Raw genomic sequence first — 23,085 nt, 5'->3', positions numbered from 1 at the left:
CACCGGCGCGGCAGGTGCCGTTTTACCGGGGCTGTGCAGCCGGACCGTGATGACACGATCGTGATGACGACCACACTCTTCTCAGGAGTACTCCCCTCCAGGGGTTTTCATCCTCTCACACCCGCATCATCCGACGCGAGTCGAAAACAGTGCGGGAACTAGCGATTCGCCTCCACCATCTGGCGCAATTCCTTCTTCAGGTCCGCAATCTCGTCGCGAAGACGAGCCGCCACTTCGAACTTGAGTTCACCAGCAGCAGAGCGCATCTCTTCGGTGAGCTCGACGATGAGGTTGCCGAGATCTTCCTCGGCCATCTTCGAGGCGTCCAGGCGCTTGCCCTGGGCCGCCCGCTGCTCGTCGGTGATCATCGAGTTGTAGCCGCGATGGCCCTTGCCATAGTTGAACTTCTCGACGAGAGCGTCGGTGTCTGCCTCCTCGCGGGCCAGCATCTCGGTGATGTCGCCGATCTTCTTGCGAAGCGGTTGCGGGTCGATGCCATGCTCCTTGTTGTAGGCCATCTGGATCTCGCGACGACGATTCGTCTCGTCAATGGCGACCCGCATCGAGTCGGTGATCTGGTCGGCGTACATGATGACCTGACCGTTGACGTTTCGAGCGGCACGGCCGACGGTCTGGATGAGGGAGCGTTCCGAGCGAAGGAACCCTTCCTTGTCCGCATCCAGAATGGCCACCAGGGACACCTCCGGAAGATCGAGCCCCTCTCGCAACAGGTTGATGCCGACGAGGACGTCGAACTCTCCCATGCGCAGTTCCTTGAGCAGTTCGATGCGCTTGAGGGTGTCGATCTCCGAGTGCAGGTACCGGGTGCGTATGCCGTGTTCCATGAGGTAGTCGGTGAGATCCTCGGCCATCTTCTTGGTCAGGGTCGTCACCAGGACACGATCACCGCGATCCACTCGGGTGCGAATCTCGGCCATGAGGTCGTCGATCTGGCCGCGAGTGGGCTTGACAATGATCTCAGGGTCGACCAGTCCCGTCGGGCGGATGATCTGCTGGACGACGCCATTGGCCCGCTCGGTCTCGTAGGCTCCGGGCGTGGCCGACAGGTAGACGGTCTGGCCGATCCTCTGGGTGAACTCGTCGAATTTGAGAGGGCGGTTGTCCATCGCGCTGGGCAGTCGGAAGCCATGCTCCACGAGGGTGCGCTTACGGCTCATGTCGCCCTCGTACATGCCTCCGATCTGCGGAACGGTGACATGGGACTCGTCGATGACGAGCACGAAGTCCTCGGGGAAATAGTCGAGCAGACAGTTCGGGGCCGAGCCGGGAGCGCGTCCGTCAATGTGACGCGAATAGTTCTCGATACCGGCACAGGCGCCGACCTGCTGCATCATCTCGACGTCGTAGGTGGTGCGCATCCGGAGTCGCTGGGCCTCCAGCAGTTTCCCGTCCCGCTCCAAGACGGCGAGGCGTTCCCCCAACTCCTTCTGGATGGACGCGATCGCCCTCTCCATGCGCTCCGGTCCAGCAACGTAGTGGGTCGCCGGGAAGACGTAGACCTGCTCGTCCTCGCTGACGACCTCGCCGGTAAGAGGGTGCATGGTCGTGAGGGCCTCGATCTCGTCTCCGAAGAACTCCACGCGCAGGGCGTTCTCCTCGTAGACCGGGAAGATCTCCAGGGTATCTCCGCGCACTCGGAAGGTGCCCCGCTCCCCCGAGATGTCATTGCGGACGTACTGGTTGGTGACGAGGTCACGCAGCAGCTCGTCACGATCCCATTCCTGCCCGACCTCCAACGGGATCATCCGGTCGACATACTCCTGCGGAGTACCCAGACCGTAGATGGCCGAGACGGTCGCCACGACGATGACGTCTCGCCGGGTCAGCAGCGAATTCGTCGCGGAGTGACGCAGCCTCTCGACCTCCTCGTTGAGACTGGAGTCCTTCTCGATGAAAGTGTCCGTCTGAGGGATGTACGCCTCGGGTTGGTAATAGTCGTAGTACGAGACGAAGTACTCGACGGCATTGTCCGGGAAGAAGGTACGCAGCTCCTGGGCGAACTGGGCCGCCAGGGTCTTGTTGGGCTGCATGACGAGCATCGGCCGCTGCAACTTCTCCGCCAGCCACGCCACCGTGGCCGTCTTACCAGTACCAGTGGCACCAAGCAGGACGACGTCCTGCTCACCGTTCTTGACCCTCTTCTCCAGCTCCGCAATGGCCTGCGGCTGGTCGCCAGAGGGGTCGAACTCACTGACGACATGGAAGGGCGCAACACGGCGAGTGATGTCGGTGACGGGACGCATGGGGACAACCCTAGTTCGACGCCGCCCGGATGCGGCACCCCCGAGATTCAGCCCGGTGGGAACTCAGACCAGGGTAACGACAGCAAGCAGGGAGACACCAGCAGCAACAACCGCTGAGATGGCGCCCAGCCCGATGGCCTGTCCACCAGTCGATGCGATGGTCTTGATGCGGACACCGGCACCCATCGCAGCCATGGCGGCCGTCAACAAGATCGTGGCGATCTCATTGACCCCTCCGACCAGCCAGGAGGGCAGATCGAAGATCGACCGGATGACGACCATGATGAGAAACCCCGCAACGAAGTGCGGGATGATCGGCCCCATCTTCGTCCCGGTGTGACGCTGTGCACTGCGCTTCTGAGACAGACCCACCAGGGCAATGAGGGGAGCCAGCAACACGACGCGACCAAGCTTGGTCACCACGGCGACGTCAGTGACATGGGCGATATTGCCCGCAGCGACCACCTGACCAACCTCGTGGATGGACGCCCCGAGCCACACGCCAGTCTGACGCGGGGTCAGCCCCATGACGCCGGCCAACCAGGGCAGGAGCAGAAGTGCCACGGTGCCGAAGACGGTCACCGATGCCACTGCGGTGGCCGCAGCATCGTCGACCTGACCGCGTCCTTCCTCGCCCTTGAGGTCGGGGCGGACGACAGCCGACATACCGGCCACTGCTGCGGCACCACAGATGCCGGTACCGGTGGCGGTGAGGATACGGGTCGGCCCGGACAGTTTCATCGCACGGCCGATGTAGGTGGTGGCGAACCAAGTCACCGTCAAGGTGACGAGGATGACGACGATCGGAGCCCACCCCAACGACATCACCGTCGGTATCGACAGTCGCAGACCGAGCAGGACGACACCAGTACGCAGGACGACCTTGTTGGTGAAGGCCACTCCAGGTTCGGCTGACGGATGGATCAACTTGGTATTACGCGCAATCACCCCGAGGATGATGGCGATGAGCATGCTGGACAGCAGGGGAACAAAGTGACTGATCCCGTATGACATTGCGGCCGCAATGGCCATCAGCCCCAAACCGGGCAAAAGTTTCGACACAGATTGTGGCACGGCGCATGTTGTACCACGACCAATTCTGAAGGGAACGACCGCCCCCTGGCATAATTCTTCACTTCCCGAGTATGCGATCCCAGGCCCGATCGACCTCGCCGGGAAGGTCTTCAAGCGGACGGGCGGTGTCAATGACGATGTCGGCAACCTCGAGACGCTCCTGCCGGGAAGCCTGGGCACGAATCCTGGCCCAGGCGTCCTCCTCGCGGCCCCCGTCCCTCTCGACGACACGTCGCACCTGCTCGGCAGGGTCCACATCGGTGACGACAACCGTGTCGAACTCGTCAGCCCTGCCAGTTTCCACGAGCAAGGGAATGTCGTGGACCACGACGACCTGACCACCTGCGCCACGGGCTCGGTCATCGACTCGTCGCGCAGCCTCCTCGACCAGCGGGTGGATGATGTCTTCCAGACGCCGTCGGGCAGCGGGATCAGCAAAGACGATGGACCCCAGCACAGCACGGTTCAGGGAACCATCGTCGTGCAGCACCTTCTCGCCGAAGATGTCGACGACCTGACGAAGCCCCTCGGATCCGACTGCCACGACGTCACGGGAGAGCTGGTCGTAATCGATGACCACGGCGCCGTGTGCGGCCAACAGCTGGGCCACCGTCGACTTGCCGCTGGCAATTCCGCCCGTCAAGCCAACCCGAATGATGCGGGATTCTTCGTCTCGACGTGGCATCAGGATGACGTCTTCTCCTCAGACGGGGTCAACGACCCGCCGGGGGTCGTGACGCAGTCCAACGGGGTCAGACGCCACGCCTTGCCCGACTGGTCGATGATCATGGTCCACTGATCCTTCTTCGGGTGACAGGTGGCAGGTCGGTCCTGGGCGGTCTCGGCATTGCCCCAGATGACGTCCTTGATGTCGTCGTCACCGTTGAAGGTCTGTTGCATGGACTCGTTGACCTTCCCGTCGGAGTCCATGAGGCACACCGTGACGGTCTTGCCCTTCCACCCTGTCACAGCGGCAACCGTGGCGGGTTTGACCATCCGGTTGGCCAGCGCAGCATCGCATCCCACCCCGAGGTTGGAGACGTCGGAACTCGCCTGGGTGGCCGCCGGCCTGACAGCCTCGTCGGAACTGGGCCCCTCGTCCGAATGGGCACAGCCGGCCATCGCGGCGGCAGTGATCAGGATCAGGGCTGCCGTGGCACCTCGCGCAGCTCCCATGGCACCTCCATCAGTCGTGGCACCAGCATAAGGGCGCGTCACCCCATCGTCGCCGGTTCAACCAGGTGTCCTCTGTCCATGACGACGACCTCACCGTCATGATCCTGGCCATGACTGATCTCCACCACCGTCACTGCCGGCAGGCACCGTGCAAGATTGGTTCGGATCTCTGCCGCCAGACGTGGATCAAGGGATGCGGTGAACTCGTCCAACACGAGGATGCGAGGCTGCTGCAGGATGGCCCGTGCCACCGTCAGTCGCTGGGCTTGACCTCCCGACAGTCTCGTTCCTCGTGGGCCGATGACGGTGCCCAGACCGCGGTCCATCCCTCGCACCTCCTCGGCCAGTCCGACTTCCCCAAGCACCTGCCACAAGTCATCGTCGCTGGCATTGGGAACGGCCAGTCGTAGGTTGTCCGCGATCGAGGCGTTGAGCAGCTCCACGCGCTGGGACACCACCGCCATGGTGCGACGCAGGGAGTCCAAGGTGAACGACGAGACCGGCTCACCGTCGAGGAGGATCTGTCCGGAGTCAGGGTCGTGATGGCGCAGCAGCAGATTCACCAAGGTCGTCTTGCCTGAACCGGACGCCCCGGTCACGACGATGTGCCCACCTGCAGGAACGCTGAGGCTCACGTCTTCAAGAGCAGGAGCCAAAACTGTTCCATCGGCCTCGCGGTAGGAGAAGGTGACGTCGCGCCATTCGACTGTCGGAGCATGGTCCAAGCACAGTTCTCGTGGTCCATCCACGACCTCCATGGGCGAGTGGCTGATCTGCCACAATCGTCGCGCCGCCGCCAGGGAATGGTCGAGATACCCGACGGCGTCCTCAATCCCGCGCGGTCCCTCGACAATCCTCAGACCAGCGGCGGCCAGAGCGCACACCCCCACAGCGCCGATCCCCTCGTGGATCGCCATCAGGGTCACCGAGACGACGATCCCCATTGCCGCCGCCACGCACGCAGCCCGTCGGACGGCGACGTATCGACGGGCCTTGGCCGATCCTTCCGCGATCTGCCCGTCAAGATGAGCCATCTCGGCCATCCGGTCCTGCTGGCGACCGTATCCCACCACTTCAGCTGCGCCGAAGACGGAATCCGTGACGTGAGCCGCGAGCTCGCGTCTCAGTCCGAGGACCTCGTGGGTGGCATCCAGACTCGATCTCGTCCCGACGACGAGTAGGACTGCAATGAGAGCCACCAGCACGACGGCAGGTGTGGCCACCACCGACCATCCGTAGAGTGCTCCGCCTGTAACGACAGCGATGAGAGGGGCCAGGAAAGCCGCCACGACGGGAGCAAAGGTGTGCGCGTAGACGACCTCGATGCGGTCGACGTCTCGGGTGAGACTGGCGAGAACGTCACCGGTGCGCGAATGGCTGACGACGGCCGGAGCCTTGGGCCACAGCTGGGAGAAGGCGTGCGTTCGCAACACCTCGAGGGCCTTGAAGGCCACGTAATGACCGCTGAACTGCTCCAGGTAGAAGGTCACGGCCTGCACCAGGGCCAGCGCGACCAACCATCCCAGCCAGGCCCACACCGACCATCCGGAAGTGACGACGGCAACCATTCCGCCGGCCGCCACTGCGAACAGCCCCATGTCGGCAACCAGGTGGACGATCCTCATGACGGCCGAGAAGTAGAGAGGAGGATGAACCGGACGTGTGATTCCGGTGAGCCACGTCACGACCTCGTGTGTCGACGGTTCGGTCATACTCGGTCCTCGCTCTCGACTCTGTCAAGGTCCTCACCGGTCACCCCGTCGGCGCCGACTGGCACGAGGGTGCCGTCCGTGACCCGGTAGACGTCACGGGCCAAATCCAGGAGACGGCGTCGATGGGTGACCATGACGACCGTGGTGTCGTCACCAATCCTGGAGATGGCGTCGATGATGCGCTGTTCGGAATCCATGTCCACGTGGGAGGTGGGCTCGTCGAGCAGGAGGATCTTCCGCCCGGACAGGAAGGCCCGAGCCAGCGAGATGCGCTGGGCCTGGCCGCCCGAGAGCAGGCAACCCTGTTCACCGACATCAGAATTCAATTCACGAGGCATTGACGCCACATCGTCGGCGATGTCCGCGCGTCTCAGCGCTTCCCACATTTGCTCGGCGGTGGCATGCGGATTAGCGACAGCGAGGTTGTCGGCGATCGTGCCGGCAAACAACCAGGTCCGCTGGTTGACCGATGCACTTGCTCCACGGATGGCGCCGGCCTCAGCCATCTCGGCGTCAAGGCCGTCAACGACGACCTGACCACAGTGCGGGGGCAGCGTCCCTGTCATGACCCCGAGGAGGGTTGACTTGCCAGCCCCTGACCGCCCGACGATCGCGGTGCGTGATCCGTGCGGGATGACGAGATCAACGCTGTGCAGGATCTGCGAGTCCCCATAGCAGACGGTGACGTCGCGAAGCGACATGGCTCCCGAACCGTCACCTGTGCTGGTGACCGAACCACGCGACGCTGCGGTCTGCGGAGCCTCGTCGAACCACCTGCTAATGGCCTTCTCCGACGCCTTGCCGCCCATGCCGATGTAGAAGAAGGCCGCCACCTGGTGCAGCGGCTCCAACAACAGAACCGAGAGCAGCACGATGGTGATGGCCGAGCTCGCCGTGATGTGGCCGTTCTGCCACCGCGTCATGGCCATGTCTGCCGACATGACGATGAAGAGGAGGGAGAACAGGCCGTCCACGACGATGATGACGACCTGGTTTCCGGCCAAGAGCTTCATGATCGTTCCGCGGTTGACCTCCCCTCGCTGTCGCAGATCATCCTCGACTCGCTGGCCGGCTCCCAGCATCCTTATGAGGACGAGGTTCGAGATGGCGTCCAGGTAGCGAGCAGTCAGGCGTGCTCGTTCCCGCCGGGATTCCGAGGACCTCTTGCGGAAGAGCTTGAGGAATCCCTTGATCAAGGTTGGAATGAGCGGGCACATCACCAGCAGGACAAGTCCGGTGAGCCAGTCCAGACCAATGAGGATCCCGAGGCACACGAGGACGGGGGTGGTCAGCGCCGCGATCATGTCGGGACGGAACACCTGGCGGTACTCACTCACCCGCTCGGCGTTGTCACCAGCCAGGATGACGACCCTGTCACCTTCATCCGGAGCAGGTGGAGTGGAGAGGGATCGTCGATAGAGGACGTCGAGTACTCGGGGATGCAGGGCAGCCTCCTCGGCGCGGGCATGACGACCTGACATCCCCATGGCTGCACCTGCGGCTACGGCAGCGACGCCGCCGCCGACTCCCATCGCCCAGTACCACCCGGGGCCGAGGACGAACCCCTCAAGGCGACCACCGACGGCCTGCCCCACGGCGACGAGGACGAGTGCCGTGGCAGCAACTTCGAGAAGGTGCACCGCAGCAACTTGTCGAGCCCGGTGGGGTGATCGGGGCGACATCACCGATGTTGCATCTCTGGGCATGGTGTCCTTCCCTCGTCGCGGGTGGGGTTCCAGGGACGTCTGGGCAGAACGACGAGATCCCCGGTCGACAACGTGATGACGTCGATGGGCCATCCGTACACGGAAGTGAGGTTACCCTCCGTGATAACCTCCTCGGGATCGCCGACGGCCACGAGTTTTCCTGCGGAAAGCAGGGCAATGCGATCGCAGCAGGCCGCAGCCAATCCGACGTCATGCATCACCGCAACCACTGCGCATCCCGCTGCAGCCAATTCCTGGCATATCTCCATGGTGCGTTCCTGATGACAGATGTCGAGAGCAGCAGTGGGCTCGTCGAGAAACACACAGGGGGTGTCCTGGGCCAATACCCGGGCAAGGGTCACCCGGGAGAGTTCTCCCCCGGACAGAGCGGTGACCTCTCGGTCCGCCAACCCAGTGACTTCGGTGCGCTCCATCGCGGCCTCGACGAGAATGGCGTCCTCTGGGCCGCGTGGATGCGGGGAACGACCCATCATGACGATGTCGTGAACCAGGTAGGAGAACGGGAACTCGCTGAACTGGGGCATCACGGAGCGGCGGAGGGCCAGGTCGGGTCGCGCGATATCCTGCAGCGGAACCCTGTCGAGTTCAACGGTTCCCTGCCAACCGTCGAGGTCTCCGCACAGCACGCTCAGCAGAGTCGTCTTGCCGGCCCCGTTGGGCCCGAGCAAGCCGACGAATTCTCCGGCGCGGACGTCAAGATCGACTCCGTCCAGGATTGTCCGCTCCCCGTACCGAAAGGAAACGCCACGGGCACGAGTCATCACGACGCTCCCCCTCGTCGCAACAGGATGAAGAAGGTCGGCCCACCCACGATGGCCGTGAAGATGCCGATGGGAAGATCGGCGTAGGGGACAAGGGTGCGAGCTGCGACGTCCGACAGGGTCACCAGCAAGCACCCACCCAGCATGGAGGCCGGGATGAGCCATGTGTTCGCTGGCCCGATGACCAGCCGAAGCACATGAGGCACGATGAGGCCGACGAATGCGATGACCCCGGCATAGGCCACCGCCGCAGAGGTGAGCAGGGCGGTGAGCGCGATCGAGGACAGCCTCAGCCGATTGACGTTGATACCGAGGTGCCCGGCAGCCCTCTCCCCCAGGGCCAAAGTGTCGAGCCTGGCGGCAATGAACACGGCCCAGACGATGCCGACGGCGGCCACCGTCCCGATCGTCGCCACCTGATTCCAGGTGGCCCCGTTGAGGGAACCCATCTGCCAGAAGACGATCTGGTCTCGTGCGGTCGTCGGGGCGACATAGGTTGACACCGAGGTGATCGCCGAACAGACCGCCGTCACCGCGATGCCGGTCAGCACGAGTGTGGTCGATTCTGTCCGTCGTCCGGATCGCGCCATGACGTAGACGGCGCTAGCAGCCAGCAGCCCCGAGAGAAAGGCAGCCGTGGAAACCCCGAATCCGGCCAGGAAGGTGGGAGCCACCACGATCATGATCGATGCCCCCACAGCAGCCCCCGAGGAGACCCCGATGATGCCGGGTTCAGCGAGCGGGTTGGAGAACAGCGCCTGCATGACGGTTCCAGCCACCGCGAGGCTGGCTCCCACCAGAAGGCCCAGGACAATGCGGGGGAACCGGATCTGCCACAACACGGACTCCGCCAGGGGGTCAGCCAATGAGCCGCCAAAAACTCCTCTGACAACATCAGTGGCCTCGACTCGGTACTGCCCGACCATCGCCGAGAGCAGCACGAGGCAGCACACGATGACAACCAGGATGATGAAGGTGACGACTCGGGTTCGCGCTCGTCGGGCAACTCCCGTTCGTGCAGTCGCAGGTTGGACGAGAGCACTCATTTGACCCCGTACAGTGCCTTGGCGACCGAGGTCAGCACCTCACCGGTCTGCGGTCCAAAGGACAAGGAGATACCGTCCGGGATGGCGATGACGCGATGGTTCCTGCCCGCAGTGGTGTTGGCCACCCCAGCTCTCGCCAGCAGACCCTTCATGCCACCGGTGGACGTCAACCCGTTTTTCATGACGAAGATGGCATCCGGATTGAGGGAGACGAGGGACTCCGCATTCGCGGGGGCGACGCTCTTGATGCCCTTGTCTCCGGCGACATCGTCGCCTCCCACGCCATGGATGAGCTCACTGGCCCCGTCCTGCGAGCCGAGGATGAAGAAGATCCCAGCGGTGCCGCGCACGTAGAGGAAGGCGATCTTCATCGGCGTCTTCGGGGCCCACTGAGTTATTTCCTCCTTGGCTGCGTCGATCTCATCCCGGGCACGCTTCACCAAGGCTTCACCGGCGGCGGGCTTGCCGACTGCTTTCGCAACCGTACGGATGAGGTCAGCGGTCTTGTCGACGCTGCGATGGGGGTCGACGAGGACGACCGGGATCCCGGACTTGCGAAGCTGATCAAGGGCTTCACGGGGACCGACGCTGCGGTCGGCAATGACGAAGGTCGGTTTGAGGGCGGCGATGGCCTCGACGTTGAGGGTGTGGCCGTTCTCGGTGACGACGGGAAGATCGTGCAATTGTTTCTCGGTCGACGAGACGGTGCGCCCGACGATCTTGTCCCCCATGCCCAGTCCGATGAGGGTACGGGAGAGGGTGCCGTAGAGGTCGAGGGCCAGGATCCGAGAGGTGTCGGTGACCGTCACCGTGTTGTTCTCGACGTCGGTGACCGTGACTGGCAGCTTCTGGCCGAAAGACCCGTCGACCGGCTTTGGGTCCGACAGGTCCGGCACCTCAGTGAGGCCGCGAAGGTTGCGAGGGTCACAGTGGACGGAGTCGCCGAGTGCGTCGGGGGCGGGGACGTTGTGGGGGCAACGGAGTGGGGCGATGTTTCTGACTGCGTGGCCGAGGAGCCACACCCGGCAACCAACATCGCGAGTACGAGGCCGGCTCCGGCAACTCGACGGCGCATCCGGATCATGCAACGACCTTTCGGGAGGATGGTTGGGGGGGTGAGGTCGGGCGACCCCACCCCCATGAGTCAGGTTGGCTGGATCAGCGCTCGGCGTAGCGGCGTCGGCACGCAGCCACCGTCGAGATGACGACGATAAAGGCCAAGCTGCTAGCAGCAGCGAGGTCGCCGCGAGCGGTCGACGGTCCGAGGGCACCGGTGGCGGGCAGCCCACGACCGGATCCAGGACCGCCGCTGATGACCTTGCCGGTGACGGCATCGATGGTGACATCGTGGCAGACCTTCTCGGCCGGGAGGGTGACACTCGACGACAACGAATCCATCGGCTCACCAGCCTTGTAGAACCCGGCAAACGCCTTGGCACCCTGGGCCGTGAGCTTGACCGAGGAGCCATTGATCTTGACATTTCCAGAGGTGGAAGTGGAGAAGGTGGCAAAGTCAACTCGCCCGTAGTCGGTCTTCCTCCCATCCATCGAGGAGGACTTGACGGTCATGTACACGTGACCCGTCGACCCCTTGATGACCAGGGTGGGGTTGGAGATCGTCATGTCCAGGATGCCGTTGTGACCAGTCATGTGGACGGTCCCGGAGTAGTTGAGAGTGCCCGACTTGGTGGCGGGATCGAATGACCCGCTGCGCAGCGGGAAGGTGAAGGCCGAACCGTTCCAGTCGGCGCCGTCCGACAGCTTCCAGGAACCATTGGCGATCGGGCCACGCAGGTAGCTGGTGAAGGAGGTGCGCAGACCCCACCTGAGGGAACCGGCGGTGACCTTGGACCGGCCGTTGGTGCAGACCTTCCTGGTGATGGTGCGGTGGGGGGCCGGGGTGGTGACAACCGGCTTCACCGGTGCGGACTTGAGAGTGGGGGACGGCTTGGCAGAAACACTGGGCTTGGCCGGCATGCTGGGCTCGACGGGCTTGCTGGACTTGGACGGGGTGCTGGGCTTGACCGGGGTCGACGGAGCGATCGATGGCTTTGGCGCCGGAGGAACCGGGGCGGCCTGGTAGGTCACCGGGGTACGAGTGTCATCGGACTTGTCGCGCATCCCGACGCCATGAGCCTTGCTGGTCAGAACGACGTAGCCCTTGTCCTTCTCAAAGGCAGGAACGTACATCTTGATGGTGAACGAACCATCCGCGGCCATAGGCGCGCCCTGGGTGAACTTGGAACCCACGTCCTTCATCGCCGGCGGGTGGACCCAGATCGTGGAGGTGGACTCCGTCATGGGCTTGTTCGGGTCGTACCCGACGAATTTGTCCGAATTACCGTAGAACTGCTTGACCGACGCGGGCGCGACGGCAACGTACACGCCGGTCCCTTTGGTCGCGAATCCCTTTCCGGTGATGGTGACCTTGCCGCCATCCCGGGATGCTTGTGAGACGGTCACAGTCGGACCGTCGGTCGCCCACGCTGCCGGAGCGACAAGAGCGCCAGCCAGGGTCAGCATGGCCCCGAGCACGCTGGCGACAAGTCTGCGCATGGCCGATGTGGTCATGAGGCGTCCCCCTTTGCTGATCGATTCGGCTCACCTTGAGCCGTTCCAAACGGTTAGCCTCAGCTAAGTATTGTGTGCAAGGGTGAAAATGCTGGTCGCAGCCATGTGAGCAGAAGGAGACTTTGTGGAAAGGGCCCATGGTAAGGGGCACCCTCTTCAGCCTTGCTAAACTCCCGACTGTTGCCACGCAACCGTCCCTTCGACGACGAATACCGGTGAGAATCCGGAGCTGTCCCGCAACGGTGTGTCACTCCCCCGTGACAAGCCCGACCTGGTCGACGGGCGTCACACACTCTCGAGGCAAGGGTGAGTACCATGGTTCAGATTTCGCGCCGCGTCGTCCTGATGACAGCAGCCGTCGCTGCGCTGGCTGGATGCGGTTCCCACGAATCGTCATCGTCGCCGTCCACCACGACATCACCGCGAAGCTCAAGAAGATGGGGCGCTGGGACATGGTCACCAAGGTCACCGAGGGGGAGAATAAGGCCATCACCCCCTGGTTCGAGAAGCGCTACGGCAAGACTCTCGAGGAGGCCGCGACCAAGTAAGACCGTGGCTGCCCCGACCTATCAGGGCCCGCCTCGGCCCGGCCAGCTGATGAAACACGAGGGGCCCCGCCACGATGGCGGGGCCCCTCGACGTTGCGATGGGTCAACAACTGACCAATCAGTTGTGGGTCAGCTTGTCGCGGAGAGCCTGCAGGGCCTCGTCAGAAGCCAGCGAGCCCTCGGCCGGGCCACTGGTGTAGGACGACTGGGCTCCACCGTCGTTGAGGGCGGCCTCCTGCTCGGCCTGCTCGGCATCGATGACCTGCTTGCGATGAGCCTCCCAGCGAGCCTGGGCCTCGGCGTACTGCTGCTCCCAGGCGATGCGCTGCTCGTCGTAGCCCGGCTTCCAGTCGTTGGTCTCCGGATCGAAGCCCTCGGGGTAGATGTAGTTGCCGTCCTCGTCGTAAGAGGCGGTCATGCCGTAGAGCGACGGGTCGAACTCGTCGGACTCGACGTCGATGCCCTCGTTGGCCTGCTTGAGGGACAGCGAGATGCGGCGACGATCGAGGTCGATGTCGATGATCTTGACCATGACATCGTCGTTGACGCTGACGACCTGCTCCGGGATCTCGACGTGGCGCTCAGCCAGCTCGGAGACGTGGACCAAGCCCTCGATACCATCCTCGACGCGGACGAAGGCACCGAACGGAACGAGCTTGGTGACCTTACCGGGAACGATCTGGCCAATCTGGTGCAGACGGGCGAAGGCCTGCCACGGATCTTCCTGGGTCGCCTTGAGGGACAGCGAGACGCGCTCGCGATCCATGTCGACGTCCAACACCTCAACGGTGACGGGCTGACCGACCTCGACGACCTCGCTCGGGTGGTCGATGTGCTTCCAGGACAGCTCGGAGACGTGAACCAGGCCGTCCACCCCACCGAGGTCGACGAAGGCACCGAAGTTGACGATCGAGGAGACGACGCCCTTGCGGATCTGCCCCTTCTGCAGCTGGTGCAGGAAGTTCTGGCGAACCTCGGACTGGGTCTGCTCGAGCCAGGCACGACGAGACAGCACAACGTTGTTGCGGTTCTTGTCGAGCTCGATGATCTTGGCCTCGATCTCCTGGCCGACGTAGGGCTGGAGATCGCGGACGCGGCGCATCTCGACGAGGGATGCGGGAAGGAAGCCACGCAGGCCGATGTCGACGATCAGACCACCCTTGACGACCTCGATGACGGTACCGGTGACGACGCCATCCTCTTCCTTGATCTGCTCGATCGTGCCCCAGGCGCGCTCATACTGAGCGCGCTTCTTGGACAGGATGAGGCGACCCTCCTTGTCCTCCTTCTGCTGGACGAGGGCCTCGATCTCGTCACCGACGTTGACGACCTCGAAGGGGTCCACGTCATGCTTGATCGACAACTCCTTGGACGGGATGACGCCCTCGGTCTTGTAACCGATGTCAAGGAGAACCTCGTCGCGGTCCACCTTGACGACGGTGCCAGAAACGATGTCGCCGTCGTTAAAGTACTTGATGGTGGCGTCCACAGCGGCCAGGAAGGCCTCCGGGCTGCCAAGGTCGTCAACCGCCACGGATCCATCGGCGGTGTTGGCGGCATTCTGCTGGTCGATGTCGACCGGGTTCGAGGTGGAGGCCTCAGTGGAGGAGGTCATGTAGTAGGACTCCGATTGATGTCAGGTGGTTTGAAACGCGCCGCAGCCCCGACCTTGGTGATCGAGCACGATCTACTCCCGTCCGAGATCGCACAGACCACAACGCAGCAGCAAGCGTAATACCCCAGCACAGGAGGGTCAACCGTCCTTCCCCAGTTCGCGGCACACACGGTCGATACAACCTCCAGTTCGATACGAGGTTTGTCCCGCAACGAGGTAATCTGCCTCTGGATCCACCTTCTCGGATCCTTCCCCATTCGGGTACCACATCCCGAGACTGAATCCCTCGTAAGCCTTGGAGGACATCACAGTTATGACTGATCAGTCTCCCCGACACGGTGAACCACCCACCGAGTCGACGTCGTCGCGCAGCTCAGCCACCCATGCCGGCGACAGCACACAGTCAGGCAGCCCACGTTGGCGAATTGTTGCTCTCGCGGTTGTCATCGCTCTTGTTGTCGCCGCCATCGCCGCTGTCATCGTCCAACGCGATAACGGCGACGACTCTGCTGGTGGTCCTGGTTCGGCGACATCTGCATCGACGTCAGCCGCGCCAGCGGCGTCCGCCAAGAAGAAGGGCCCCGTCCCGGCCGGTTGCATGAAGAACCCGAGGCCCATCGTGCCGGTCAAGTACTCGATCGACCACCTGAACGTCTCCGCCAAGGTTCTCTCGCGCGGCCTCGACAGCGCCGGAGCAGCAGGGGCGCCCCCGCGCGACGATCCTTCCTCGATGGCCTGGTTCAACCAAGGTCCCAAGGTCGGTTCCAACAGGGGCAACGTCGTTCTTACCTCGCACACCTTCCATGTTGGAGAGGCGCTGGGGAACAGGATGTACAGCAGGGACAACGGCATCAAGCCGGGAGACATCATCCGGTTCTCTGACACGTCCGGGAATACGGTCTGCTATAGGTACACCCACAACGTGAAGGTGTGGGTCAAGGACTATGACCCCAACTCGACGATCCTCTACGATGACAACGGTCCGGCCCAGGCAGTCATTGTCGTGTGCTGGGACTATGTCAAGGGCAAGGGTCATGAGTCACGGGTGCTGTTCTACGCCGACCCGGTCGCGTGATCGTCAACCTCATCTGAGGCCACCCCGGGGCGGGTCATGGCCCGTTCGTGGAGCATCAGTACGGGTCTGACCTCTACCGTCATGCGACGGGTGAGAAGTCGGTGGATCCGACGGCTGAGGCCGACAAGACGTGAAATGACTGCTGCGCGAGTGGCCCCTGCAACACGGTGTAGACCTCCGACGGCGGCTCGGCCTGATACGTCGACACCCGCACGGGCAATTACCGCCATCTGGCCCGGCTGCGCCTACGACCTTCCCGTCCGGAACGAACGCTTCGCCCCAGCCTGGTTCGACATCGAGTGACCGTCACCATTGATGACGGGAGGAGGAGTGCTCCAGTCGATGCGCCCTGTTGTCTCACTGGCCGGGCTCAGTGCGCAGCGTCGAACCACGACCGTCCGACGCCAATCGACACCGTCAGCGGCACTGACAATTCCATGGCGTGGACCATCGCGTCGGTGACGATCTCGCGGACCCTCTTCTCCTCGCCATTGGCGACCTCGAGGATAAGCTCGTCATGGACCTGCAGCAGGACGCGACTCGTCAGACCAGCCTCGTCAAGTTTCTCGTCGGTGGCGAGCATGGCGAGCTTGATGAGATCTGCGGCCGATCCCTGGATGGGTGCGTTGAGGGCGGCGCGTTCCGCCATCTCGCGACGCTGGCGATTGGTCGAGGTGAGGTCGGGAAGGTAGCGACGGCGTCCCAGCAGGGTCTCGGTGTATCCCTGATGACGGGCCTGGTCGACGACCTCCTCGAGATATTCATGGACCTTCCCGAAGATGCTGAAGTAATCAGCCATGAGTTCCTTGGCCTCGCCGACGCTCACCTTGAGCTGGTTGGACAGCCCATAGGCGCTCAGACCGTAGGCCAGACCGTAGTTCATGGCCTTGATCTTGGAACGTTGGGCGACACTGACATCCTCAGGAGCCACTCCGAAGACGTGCGAGGCCGTCACCGTATGGAAATCCTGCCCAGACCGGAAGGCGTCGATGAGGGACTGATCCCCCGAGACATGAGCCATGATCCGCATCTCAATCTGGGAATAGTCGGCACTCATGAGGGACTCATACCCCTCACCGACGACGAATCCTTCCCGAATGCGTCGTCCCTCCTCGGTGCGCATGGGAATGTTCTGCAGGTTCGGATCCTTGCTCGACAGGCGTCCGGTCGCGGCGATCGTCTGCATGTAAGTGGTGTGGACCCGGCCGTCGTCACGAACTTCCTTGAGCAGTCCGTCGACGGTCTGACGCAACTTGATGGCATCGCGATGCTCCAGCAGATGGGCCAGGAAGGGATGCTCGGTCTTCTCGTACAGACCAGCCAGCGCATCGGCGTCGGTGGTGTATCCGGACTTGGTGCGCCGGGTCTTCGGCATGTCGAGCTTGTCGAAGAGTATCCCCTGCAACTGCTTGGGAGAGGACAGATTGATCTTCTCACCAGCCGCCTCCCAGGCAGCCTCCTGGGCGCGAGTGACACGCTCGTCGAATTCGGATCGCAGCCCTTCCAGAACGTCGGTGTCGACGGCGATACCGGCCCGCTCCATCGAGATGAGGCACCGCTGCACCCTCATCTCGACGTCGTGGAGCAGCTCGGACCCGCCGCGAGCCTCGACCTCCTTCTCCATGACGTCGGCCAGCTTGGTGACCGCCACCGCCCCCTCCATGGTTTCAGCGGACCGGTCGTCCCCGAAGTCGAGCATCCCTTGGTCGGACTGGTCCTCCTCCTCACCCAAGGTGACGTTGAGGTGGGTGCGCACCGCGTCGTCGAACTTGTGAGTGCGGCGATCCGGGTGCAGCAGGTACGAGGCAAGCTCGGTGTCGCAGGTGAGCCCATTGACCTCCCAGCCGCGCTCGGCCAACGCCTCCACCGGGCCCTTGGCCGAATGCATCGCCTTCGCATGGGCCTCGTCTGCGAGCCATTGTGCAAAGGCCTTCTCGTCACCCGGGCCGAGATCAGCTGTGTCGAACCACACCGCAGTGCCGTCTCCGGCTCCCAACGCCACGGCCTCCACGTCACCGGCCCCACTGCCCCAGGTGCCCGTGACGTCAACACCGATCCGGCCTTCCACCGTGGAGAGCCAGTCTCCCAAGGTGCCCGGCTCGAGCGCCGCGCCGGAGACGTCAAGGGTCTCGTCGATCTCGACGACCTCATCGGCATCCGACTCGGATGCCAGCACACGCACACGATCCCACAGGGTACGGAACTCGAGGGTGTCGAAGACCGCGCGGGTGGCCTTGGGATCCCAGGCCTGACGAGCAAGGTCGGCCAGGGTAACGTCAAGGTCGAGGTCACGGACCAGGGCGTTGAGTTTGCGGTTACGAATGACGTCGTCGAGATGGTCACGGAAGGATTGGCCCGCCTTGCCCCTGACGGTGTCAGCCTCACGAATGAGGTTCTCCAGACCGTCATAGGCGTTGAGCCACTTCACAGCCGTCTTGGGGCCAACCCCGGGAACGCCGGGAAGATGGTCAGCGCTCTCCCCCACCAAGGCCGCCAGCTCGGGGTAACGAGCGGGGGGCACGAGATACTTCTCCTCGACGCCTTCCGGTGTCATGCGGGCGAGGTCCGAGACACCCTTGCGCGGATAGAGCACCGTCACCTGGTCATTGACGAGCTGCATGGCGTCCCGGTCCCCTGAGACGAGCAAGGACTTGAACCCCTCAGCGGTCGCCCGGGTGGACAAGGTGGCGAGAATGTCATCGGCCTCGTAGTTCTCCTTGGACAGATGAACGATGTGGAGGGCGTCGAGGACCTCCTTGATGAGGTCGATCTGGCCGGGGAATTCCGGCGGAGTGGCGGCTCGTCCCGCCTTGTACTCGGAGTACTCAGTGGTTCGGAAGGTACCACCGGCAAGGTCCCACGCCACCGCGATGTGCGTGGGCTTCTCGTTACGCAGCAGGTTGATGAGCATGGCGACAAAACCGTGCACCGCATTGGTGTGCTGACCCGTCGAGGTGATGAAGTTCTCCACCGGCAAGGCATAGAAAGCCCGGAAGGCCATGGAATGCCCATCGAGGACCATGAGGGTGGGCTGCGTCGTCTCGCTCATGCCCTCGACTTTAGAGGACACCGCGGACAGTCTTGAGGGATCGACATGGCAAACGGTGGCATGCTTCACCTGTGAGCTATTCCATCCCTGAACATCCGCTTCCCGAGTGGCTGGCCGAGCTCGTCAGCCCCCTTGACGACAAACTCGGCGTCAAGGTACGTGAGATCTCTCCCACCCGCTGTGTCGTCACCGCACCGCTCGACGGCAACACCCAGCCCATGGGTCTGTGGCACGGCGGCGGCTCTGGCGTCCTCGTGGAGACAGCCGGCTCCCTGGCTGCCATGGCCCACGCGCGCACCTTCGAGCATTCTGCCGTCGGTACTGAACTCTCGGTATCGCATCTGCGCCCACCCCACGGCCATCAGGTCATCGCGACCGCGACGGCGGTGCATCTGGGCAGACACACAACGACCCACACCGTCGAGATTGTCGACGATGAGGGCCGTATCTGTGCTGTTGGAAGGATGACCTGTCAGGTCATCTGAGAATGGGGCTGCGCCGAGATCACTTCTCATTCTCGGCGTGGTCAATGACTCCCTGAGCCACCTCGCGCATCGACTTGCGCAGGTCCATGGCGGTCTTCTGGATCCACCGGAAGGCCTCCGGCTCGGTGAGATCAAGGCTGGTCTGCAGGATGCCCTTGGCTTGGTCGACGATCTTGCGCGATTCCAGACGCTCCTCCAGGTCCATGACCTCGTCCTCCACGCCGCGGATCTCGGCAAAGCGGGCCATGGCGATCTCGATGGCCGGAATGACGTCCGAGGCATCGAAGGGCTTGACGACGTAGGCCATCGCACCGGCCTCCTTGGCACGTTTGATGAGGTCGCGCTGGGAGAAGGCGGTCAGCATGACGACCGCACAGATGCGGTCCTCGGCGATCTTGTCGGCTGCGGTGATGCCGTCCATCTTCGGCATCTTGACGTCCATGACGACCAAGTCAGGTTCGAGCTCATTGGCGAGACGGACAGCCTCTTCGCCGTCACTGGCCTGGCCGACGATCTCGTAACCATGCTCCTCGAGAAGCTCGACGAGATCAAGGCGGATGAGAGCCTCGTCCTCGGCCACCACGACGCGTGGATGTTCCTTCTCCACCCCCGAATCAGAGGTTGACCGGGTGGGGTCCTGTGGCTTACTCACGGTGGTTCCTTGCATGTCGATCGTTGACAACTCGATTCAATCCTAATGGTTGACAGGCCTTGACGCACCTGCAGGCGTGCCCGATCGTAACGGCATTTCCCTCAGTGACGACCGAATGGTCGATCAGCGGCAACACCCAGTGGCCGCAAAATCGGCATACCGGCGCAACTGTGGCACAATAGGCGAGCCGGCCCGAGTGGCGGAATGGTAGACGCGGCGCACTCAAAATGCGCTGTCCTTGCGGGCGTAGGGGTTCGACTCCCCTCTCGGGCACCGTCGGCTTACACCAGTGATCCCAGGGACAGGCCCAGGATCGCTGCCAGCGCTCCCGCAATGGCCATCCCCAGACAGTGCAGAGCTCCCACGCTCATCCCACGGCTGGACGCGGTGCGCGAGGTCTCCACTGACGCCGTGCTGAAAGTCGTGAAGCCACCGCAGAATCCGGTTCCCAGCGGACCCTTGAGACTCTGTGAGAATCCCACATGGTTGAGAGCCACCGCGATGATGAATCCCAACAGCAGGGATCCCAGCACATTGATGACGAGGGTTCCCACCGGCACTGGGGCCGGGAAACGAGAGTTGACGCGCGAGTCAAGCAAGAACCTCGTGACCGCACCAAGGCCACCAGCCAGGCAGATCCACAGCATCGTCATGACGACCTCCTGCGAACTGCAGCACGCACCGTGGTGATCATGGCCCAGGCCAGGAAGGCACCTGCCGCGACACTCGTCAAGAGGTAGGCAATGCCCAACAGCCAGTACCCAGACATGACACGCTGCCCGGACTCCACTGCGAGGGTGGAATAGGTCGTGAACCCGCCAAGCAGACCGGTGCCAAGGCAGAGCCGAACCGCTCGGCGAATCCCCTCGTCAGGGCCGGCATGGACGAGAACTTCGAGCAGGGTCGCGAGCACGAAGGCCCCGACGAGATTGGTCACCAGGGTCGCCCAGGGCACACCGTCGGCAGGAGCCGGCCAGGCGTGGGCTATTTCGGCTCGTATGAGGGTGCCCAGGCATCCCCCCAGGAAGACCAACCCCACCAGTACCGGACGACGATCGAGAAATCCCGATCTCACTGCCATGGCGAGGAATCCTTCCAGTCGACGACGGCGGTGGGCACCACAAGTACCGGACGGTGCTGATGGTGGGACAGATTGGTCGCAATCGATCCACTCACGAATTCCTGGACCCGACGCCGGCGATGCGTTCTGGCTCCCACGACGAAGGCCGCGGCGTCAATGGCTCGAGCGAGGTGGGTCAAGGCACGATCTGGCCGACCAGCAAGGTATTCCAGCCACCACGGGACATCGCAGTCTCCCAAGGCTGTCGAGATTTCCTCAGTCAGACGCTGACGGAGGATCTCAGCGTCACCATCCATGGCGTCCGGGTCGATGGGTACGGACACCACCGACCCATCTGTGTTCTCCTCGACGACACAGCGCCGCTGATCAACGTGGGCGAAGACAATTTGGGAGGCCTTGGTTGCACGGGCCAGTGAGGCAGCCGTCAGGGCCACCAGACTCGATTGCCCCGGAACCACCGCGACGACGATGGGGTGACCGCGGAACTCGACCATTCGGGAGGGGTGCGGCTGAGGCACTGCGCCATCTTTCGCCGCCATGTGTCCACTCATGACCATCCTCCGCATTGGAGGCCACGCGACTGCACGGGATCCATCGTCATCTCGCTCATTCATTGGTGCGAGGGCAGACTCCCACCCACGCATGACGGGGCAGGAACCATCAGCCAGATCGGCAGTTCGGCATCGGCCAGGCGGGATCCATCGCCGTCACGGACTTTACCAGCCCCGTCCCCCACCTCGTCGAATCCTTCCGAGGTGCGGACGAAGTCGCTCTCCCCGTCCTGAAAAGGGCGACGTCCCCCGCCCCAGAAGGGGTGAGGGACGTCGCGACAATCGAGGTTCAACCGCGATCAGTCGTCCTCCTTGATGCGAAGGATGCGCAGATCGTTGGTCTTGCCGGGGATGTCCATCGGGGAGCCGGACAGCACGACGACGCGGTCGCCGACCGGCACGAAGCCCTTGTCACGCAGGTAGGCGTTGACCCAGCGGTACAGCTCCTCAGCGGTCTTGAAGACCGGGGTGACGACGGCGTGGGCACCCCACACCCAGGCGAGATCCTTGGTGGTGGTCTCATCAGGGGTGAAGACGATGAGCGGGGTGCTCGGACGCAGACGGGCGATACGGCGAGCGGTGTCACCGGACTTGGTGAAGGCCACGATGAACTTGGCCTCGGCACGTTCGGCGATCTCGGCAGCAGCCTTCGACATGATGCCGCCGGTGGTGTGCGGGTCCCAGTCGATCTTGGCGATCTTGTCCAGGCCGTGAGCCTCGGTGGACTCCACGATCTTGGCCATGGTGCGAACGGTCTCGCCCGGGAAGTCGCCAACGCTGGTCTCAGCGGAGGTCATGACGCCGTCGGCACCGTCCAGGATGGCGTTGGCCACGTCGGCGGCCTCAGCGCGAGTCGGACGGGGAGCGTGGATCATCGACTCGAGCATCTGGGTGGCCACGATGGCGGGCTTGGCCTGCAGACGAGCTTTCTCGATGATCTGCTTCTGGATCAGCGGGACCTCCTCGAGCGGGCACTCAACGGCCATGTCGCCACGGGCAACCATGACTGCGTCGAAGGCGTCGATGATCTCGTCGAGGTTCTCGATGGCCTGCGGCTTCTCGAGCTTGGCGATGACCGGGACGGTGCGTCCCTCCTCATCCATGATCTCGTGGACGCGGTCGATGTCGGAACCGTGACGGACAAAGGACAGGGCGACGAGATCGATGCCGGCCTTGAGTGCCCAGCGCAGGTTCTCCTCGTCCTTCTCGGTCAGGGCCGGGATGGACACGGCGACACCGGGAAGGTTGATGCCCTTGTGGTCACCGACCGGGCCGGCGACGGTGCAGTGGCAGTTGACGTCGTTGCCGCTGACGGAGTCAACCTGCAGGACGGTCTTGCCGTCGTCGATGAGGATGACGTCACCAGCCTTGCAGTCCTCGGGCAGTCCCTTGAAGGTGGTGGAGACGCGCTCCTGGTTGCCCATGATGTCATCGGTGGTGATGGTGAACTTGTCACCAATCTCGAGGTCGATCTTGCCGTTCGACTCTCCCTCGGCCTTCTCGAACAGGCCGGTACGGATCTTCGGGCCCTGCAGGTCGGCCAGGGCTGCCACGTTGAGTCCGAGCTCCTTCGAAACCGAGCGAACCAGGTCAAGACGCTCCTGGTGCTCGGAGTATTCGCCGTGGCTCATGTTGAGGCGGGCGATGTTCATGCCAGCTTCCATGAGCTCCTTCATGGCGTCATGGCTGGACACAGCA

The 23,085-nt window shown here is 63.3% G+C and carries 20 protein-coding genes, 1 tRNA gene and 1 riboswitch; of the genes, 4 read left to right on the top strand and 17 right to left on the bottom strand.

Annotation, left to right across the window (positions count from 1 at the left end):
- Window positions 1–158: 158 nt before the first annotated feature.
- The 10 genes from uvrB to ACP8LP_RS04035 all read right to left on the bottom strand — a co-directional run bounded on the left by uvrB (window position 159) and on the right by ACP8LP_RS04035 (window position 12,331).
- Window positions 159–2,264 carry an excinuclease ABC subunit UvrB gene (gene uvrB / locus ACP8LP_RS04080; protein ID WP_016667346.1) on the bottom strand — a complete coding sequence of 702 codons (2,106 nt, stop codon included), beginning with the start codon at window positions 2,262–2,264 and terminating at the stop codon, window positions 159–161.
- Between the two features lie 63 nt (window positions 2,265–2,327).
- On the bottom strand, window positions 2,328–3,338 hold the full coding sequence (locus ACP8LP_RS04075) for a YeiH family protein (RefSeq protein ID WP_036975893.1): 1,011 nt from the start codon (window positions 3,336–3,338) through the stop codon (window positions 2,328–2,330).
- Between the two features lie 58 nt (window positions 3,339–3,396).
- Window positions 3,397–4,023, bottom strand: a complete 627-nt coding sequence (gene coaE, locus ACP8LP_RS04070) for a dephospho-CoA kinase (protein ID WP_016667344.1) — start codon at window positions 4,021–4,023, stop codon at window positions 3,397–3,399.
- On the bottom strand, window positions 4,023–4,514 hold the full coding sequence (locus ACP8LP_RS04065; RefSeq protein WP_016667343.1) for a hypothetical protein: 492 nt from the start codon (window positions 4,512–4,514) through the stop codon (window positions 4,023–4,025). Before ACP8LP_RS04065 ends, coaE begins: the two co-directional genes overlap by 1 nt.
- A 38-nt stretch (window positions 4,515–4,552) precedes the next feature.
- A complete protein-coding gene (locus tag ACP8LP_RS04060; RefSeq protein ID WP_252908388.1) occupies window positions 4,553–6,226 on the bottom strand; it encodes an amino acid ABC transporter ATP-binding/permease protein in 1,674 nt (557 codons plus the stop codon).
- Complete coding sequence (locus ACP8LP_RS04055; RefSeq protein WP_484483356.1) at window positions 6,223–7,908, bottom strand: ABC transporter ATP-binding protein/permease; 1,686 nt, start codon at window positions 7,906–7,908, stop codon at window positions 6,223–6,225. Before ACP8LP_RS04055 ends, ACP8LP_RS04060 begins: the two co-directional genes overlap by 4 nt.
- Window positions 7,908–8,714, bottom strand: coding sequence for a heme ABC transporter ATP-binding protein (locus ACP8LP_RS04050; protein ID WP_063279992.1), 807 nt, complete (start codon window positions 8,712–8,714; stop codon window positions 7,908–7,910). Before ACP8LP_RS04050 ends, ACP8LP_RS04055 begins: the two co-directional genes overlap by 1 nt.
- The gene (locus tag ACP8LP_RS04045; RefSeq protein WP_016667339.1) at window positions 8,714–9,760 is read right to left on the bottom strand and encodes a FecCD family ABC transporter permease; all 1,047 of its coding nucleotides are present in this window, start codon (window positions 9,758–9,760) and stop codon (window positions 8,714–8,716) included. Before ACP8LP_RS04045 ends, ACP8LP_RS04050 begins: the two co-directional genes overlap by 1 nt.
- Entirely contained in the window at window positions 9,757–10,656 is a 900-nt protein-coding gene (locus tag ACP8LP_RS04040) for a heme/hemin ABC transporter substrate-binding protein (protein ID WP_147612095.1), read from the bottom strand. The genes ACP8LP_RS04045 and ACP8LP_RS04040 overlap by 4 nt, the downstream gene beginning before the upstream one ends.
- 262 nt (window positions 10,657–10,918) lie before the next feature.
- Window positions 10,919–12,331, bottom strand: coding sequence for an HtaA domain-containing protein (locus tag ACP8LP_RS04035; RefSeq protein WP_016667337.1), 1,413 nt, complete (start codon window positions 12,329–12,331; stop codon window positions 10,919–10,921).
- Window positions 12,332–12,705: 374 nt separating this feature from the next.
- Here ACP8LP_RS04035 and ACP8LP_RS04030 point away from each other — a divergent pair, with 374 nt between their 5' ends.
- Window positions 12,706–12,879 (top strand): hypothetical protein, encoded by a 174-nt coding sequence (locus ACP8LP_RS04030; RefSeq protein ID WP_016667336.1) that lies wholly within the window; start codon window positions 12,706–12,708, stop codon window positions 12,877–12,879.
- 118 nt (window positions 12,880–12,997) lie between these two features.
- Here the strand turns inward: ACP8LP_RS04030 and rpsA are convergent, their stop codons facing one another.
- Entirely contained in the window at window positions 12,998–14,494 is a 1,497-nt protein-coding gene (gene rpsA / locus ACP8LP_RS04025; protein WP_004811777.1) for a 30S ribosomal protein S1, read from the bottom strand.
- A 313-nt stretch (window positions 14,495–14,807) separates the two neighbouring features.
- Between rpsA and ACP8LP_RS04020 the strand changes: the two genes are divergently transcribed.
- Window positions 14,808–15,569 carry a class F sortase gene (locus ACP8LP_RS04020; RefSeq protein WP_016667335.1) on the top strand — a complete coding sequence of 254 codons (762 nt, stop codon included), beginning with the start codon at window positions 14,808–14,810 and terminating at the stop codon, window positions 15,567–15,569.
- A 370-nt stretch (window positions 15,570–15,939) separates the two neighbouring features.
- Here the strand turns inward: ACP8LP_RS04020 and polA are convergent, their stop codons facing one another.
- Window positions 15,940–18,618: a DNA polymerase I gene (polA, locus tag ACP8LP_RS04015; protein WP_036975887.1), complete on the bottom strand. Its 2,679-nt coding sequence runs from the start codon at window positions 18,616–18,618 to the stop codon at window positions 15,940–15,942.
- A 71-nt stretch (window positions 18,619–18,689) separates the two neighbouring features.
- On the opposite strand from polA, the gene ACP8LP_RS04010 reads away from it, so the two are divergent.
- Window positions 18,690–19,103, top strand: a complete 414-nt coding sequence (locus ACP8LP_RS04010; protein WP_004811783.1) for a PaaI family thioesterase — start codon at window positions 18,690–18,692, stop codon at window positions 19,101–19,103.
- Between the two features lie 19 nt (window positions 19,104–19,122).
- Here the strand turns inward: ACP8LP_RS04010 and ACP8LP_RS04005 are convergent, their stop codons facing one another.
- Complete coding sequence (locus ACP8LP_RS04005; RefSeq protein WP_036975884.1) at window positions 19,123–19,770, bottom strand: ANTAR domain-containing response regulator; 648 nt, start codon at window positions 19,768–19,770, stop codon at window positions 19,123–19,125.
- 175 nt (window positions 19,771–19,945) lie between these two features.
- Here ACP8LP_RS04005 and ACP8LP_RS04000 point away from each other — a divergent pair.
- Window positions 19,946–20,028 (top strand) — tRNA-Leu (locus tag ACP8LP_RS04000).
- A gap of 8 nt (window positions 20,029–20,036) precedes the next feature.
- Here ACP8LP_RS04000 and ACP8LP_RS03995 read toward each other — a convergent pair.
- From ACP8LP_RS03995 to pyk, 4 genes are all read right to left on the bottom strand, one after another.
- Window positions 20,037–20,408, bottom strand: coding sequence for a fluoride efflux transporter FluC (locus ACP8LP_RS03995; RefSeq protein WP_016667332.1), 372 nt, complete (start codon window positions 20,406–20,408; stop codon window positions 20,037–20,039).
- Entirely contained in the window at window positions 20,405–20,836 is a 432-nt protein-coding gene (locus ACP8LP_RS03990) for a fluoride efflux transporter FluC (RefSeq protein ID WP_016667331.1), read from the bottom strand. Before ACP8LP_RS03990 ends, ACP8LP_RS03995 begins: the two co-directional genes overlap by 4 nt.
- Window positions 20,827–21,387: a universal stress protein gene (locus tag ACP8LP_RS03985; protein WP_016667330.1), complete on the bottom strand. Its 561-nt coding sequence runs from the start codon at window positions 21,385–21,387 to the stop codon at window positions 20,827–20,829. Before ACP8LP_RS03985 ends, ACP8LP_RS03990 begins: the two co-directional genes overlap by 10 nt.
- Before the next feature lie 93 nt (window positions 21,388–21,480).
- Window positions 21,481–21,551: riboswitch (Fluoride riboswitch) on the bottom strand.
- A gap of 135 nt (window positions 21,552–21,686) precedes the next feature.
- On the bottom strand, window positions 21,687–23,063 hold the full coding sequence (pyk, locus tag ACP8LP_RS03980; protein ID WP_036975879.1) for a pyruvate kinase: 1,377 nt from the start codon (window positions 23,061–23,063) through the stop codon (window positions 21,687–21,689).
- Window positions 23,064–23,085: the final 22 nt, after the last annotated feature.

It is taken from the genome of Cutibacterium sp. LaCa_89, from assembly GCF_058177555.1.
The sequence above is the reverse complement of the archived record's forward strand: the minus strand, read 5'-3'. Positions and strand labels throughout refer to the sequence as shown.

What these genes read in the sequence shown, in the direction of transcription:
- ACP8LP_RS04035 (WP_016667337.1), bottom strand. Translation starts at nt 12,331, where the DNA reads ATGACCACATCGGCCATGCGCAGACTTGTCGCCAGCGTGCTCGGGGCC.
- pyk (WP_036975879.1), bottom strand. Translation starts at nt 23,063, where the DNA reads ATGAAGGAGCTCATGGAAGCTGGCATGAACATCGCCCGCCTCAACATG.
- ACP8LP_RS04005 (WP_036975884.1), bottom strand. Translation starts at nt 19,770, where the DNA reads ATGCAAGGAACCACCGTGAGTAAGCCACAGGACCCCACCCGGTCAACC.
- coaE (WP_016667344.1), bottom strand. Translation starts at nt 4,023, where the DNA reads ATGCCACGTCGAGACGAAGAATCCCGCATCATTCGGGTTGGCTTGACG.
- ACP8LP_RS04030 (WP_016667336.1), top strand. Translation starts at nt 12,706, where the DNA reads ATGCGGTTCCCACGAATCGTCATCGTCGCCGTCCACCACGACATCACC.
- ACP8LP_RS04020 (WP_016667335.1), top strand. Translation starts at nt 14,808, where the DNA reads ATGACTGATCAGTCTCCCCGACACGGTGAACCACCCACCGAGTCGACG.
- polA (WP_036975887.1), bottom strand. Translation starts at nt 18,618, where the DNA reads ATGAGCGAGACGACGCAGCCCACCCTCATGGTCCTCGATGGGCATTCC.
- rpsA (WP_004811777.1), bottom strand. Translation starts at nt 14,494, where the DNA reads ATGACCTCCTCCACTGAGGCCTCCACCTCGAACCCGGTCGACATCGAC.
- ACP8LP_RS04065 (WP_016667343.1), bottom strand. Translation starts at nt 4,514, where the DNA reads ATGGGAGCTGCGCGAGGTGCCACGGCAGCCCTGATCCTGATCACTGCC.
- ACP8LP_RS04060 (WP_252908388.1), bottom strand. Translation starts at nt 6,226, where the DNA reads ATGACCGAACCGTCGACACACGAGGTCGTGACGTGGCTCACCGGAATC.
- ACP8LP_RS03985 (WP_016667330.1), bottom strand. Translation starts at nt 21,387, where the DNA reads ATGAGTGGACACATGGCGGCGAAAGATGGCGCAGTGCCTCAGCCGCAC.
- ACP8LP_RS04045 (WP_016667339.1), bottom strand. Translation starts at nt 9,760, where the DNA reads ATGAGTGCTCTCGTCCAACCTGCGACTGCACGAACGGGAGTTGCCCGA.
- ACP8LP_RS03995 (WP_016667332.1), bottom strand. Translation starts at nt 20,408, where the DNA reads ATGACGATGCTGTGGATCTGCCTGGCTGGTGGCCTTGGTGCGGTCACG.
- ACP8LP_RS04050 (WP_063279992.1), bottom strand. Translation starts at nt 8,714, where the DNA reads ATGACTCGTGCCCGTGGCGTTTCCTTTCGGTACGGGGAGCGGACAATC.
- ACP8LP_RS04055 (WP_484483356.1), bottom strand. Translation starts at nt 7,908, where the DNA reads ATGTCGCCCCGATCACCCCACCGGGCTCGACAAGTTGCTGCGGTGCAC.
- ACP8LP_RS03990 (WP_016667331.1), bottom strand. Translation starts at nt 20,836, where the DNA reads ATGGCAGTGAGATCGGGATTTCTCGATCGTCGTCCGGTACTGGTGGGG.
- uvrB (WP_016667346.1), bottom strand. Translation starts at nt 2,264, where the DNA reads ATGCGTCCCGTCACCGACATCACTCGCCGTGTTGCGCCCTTCCATGTC.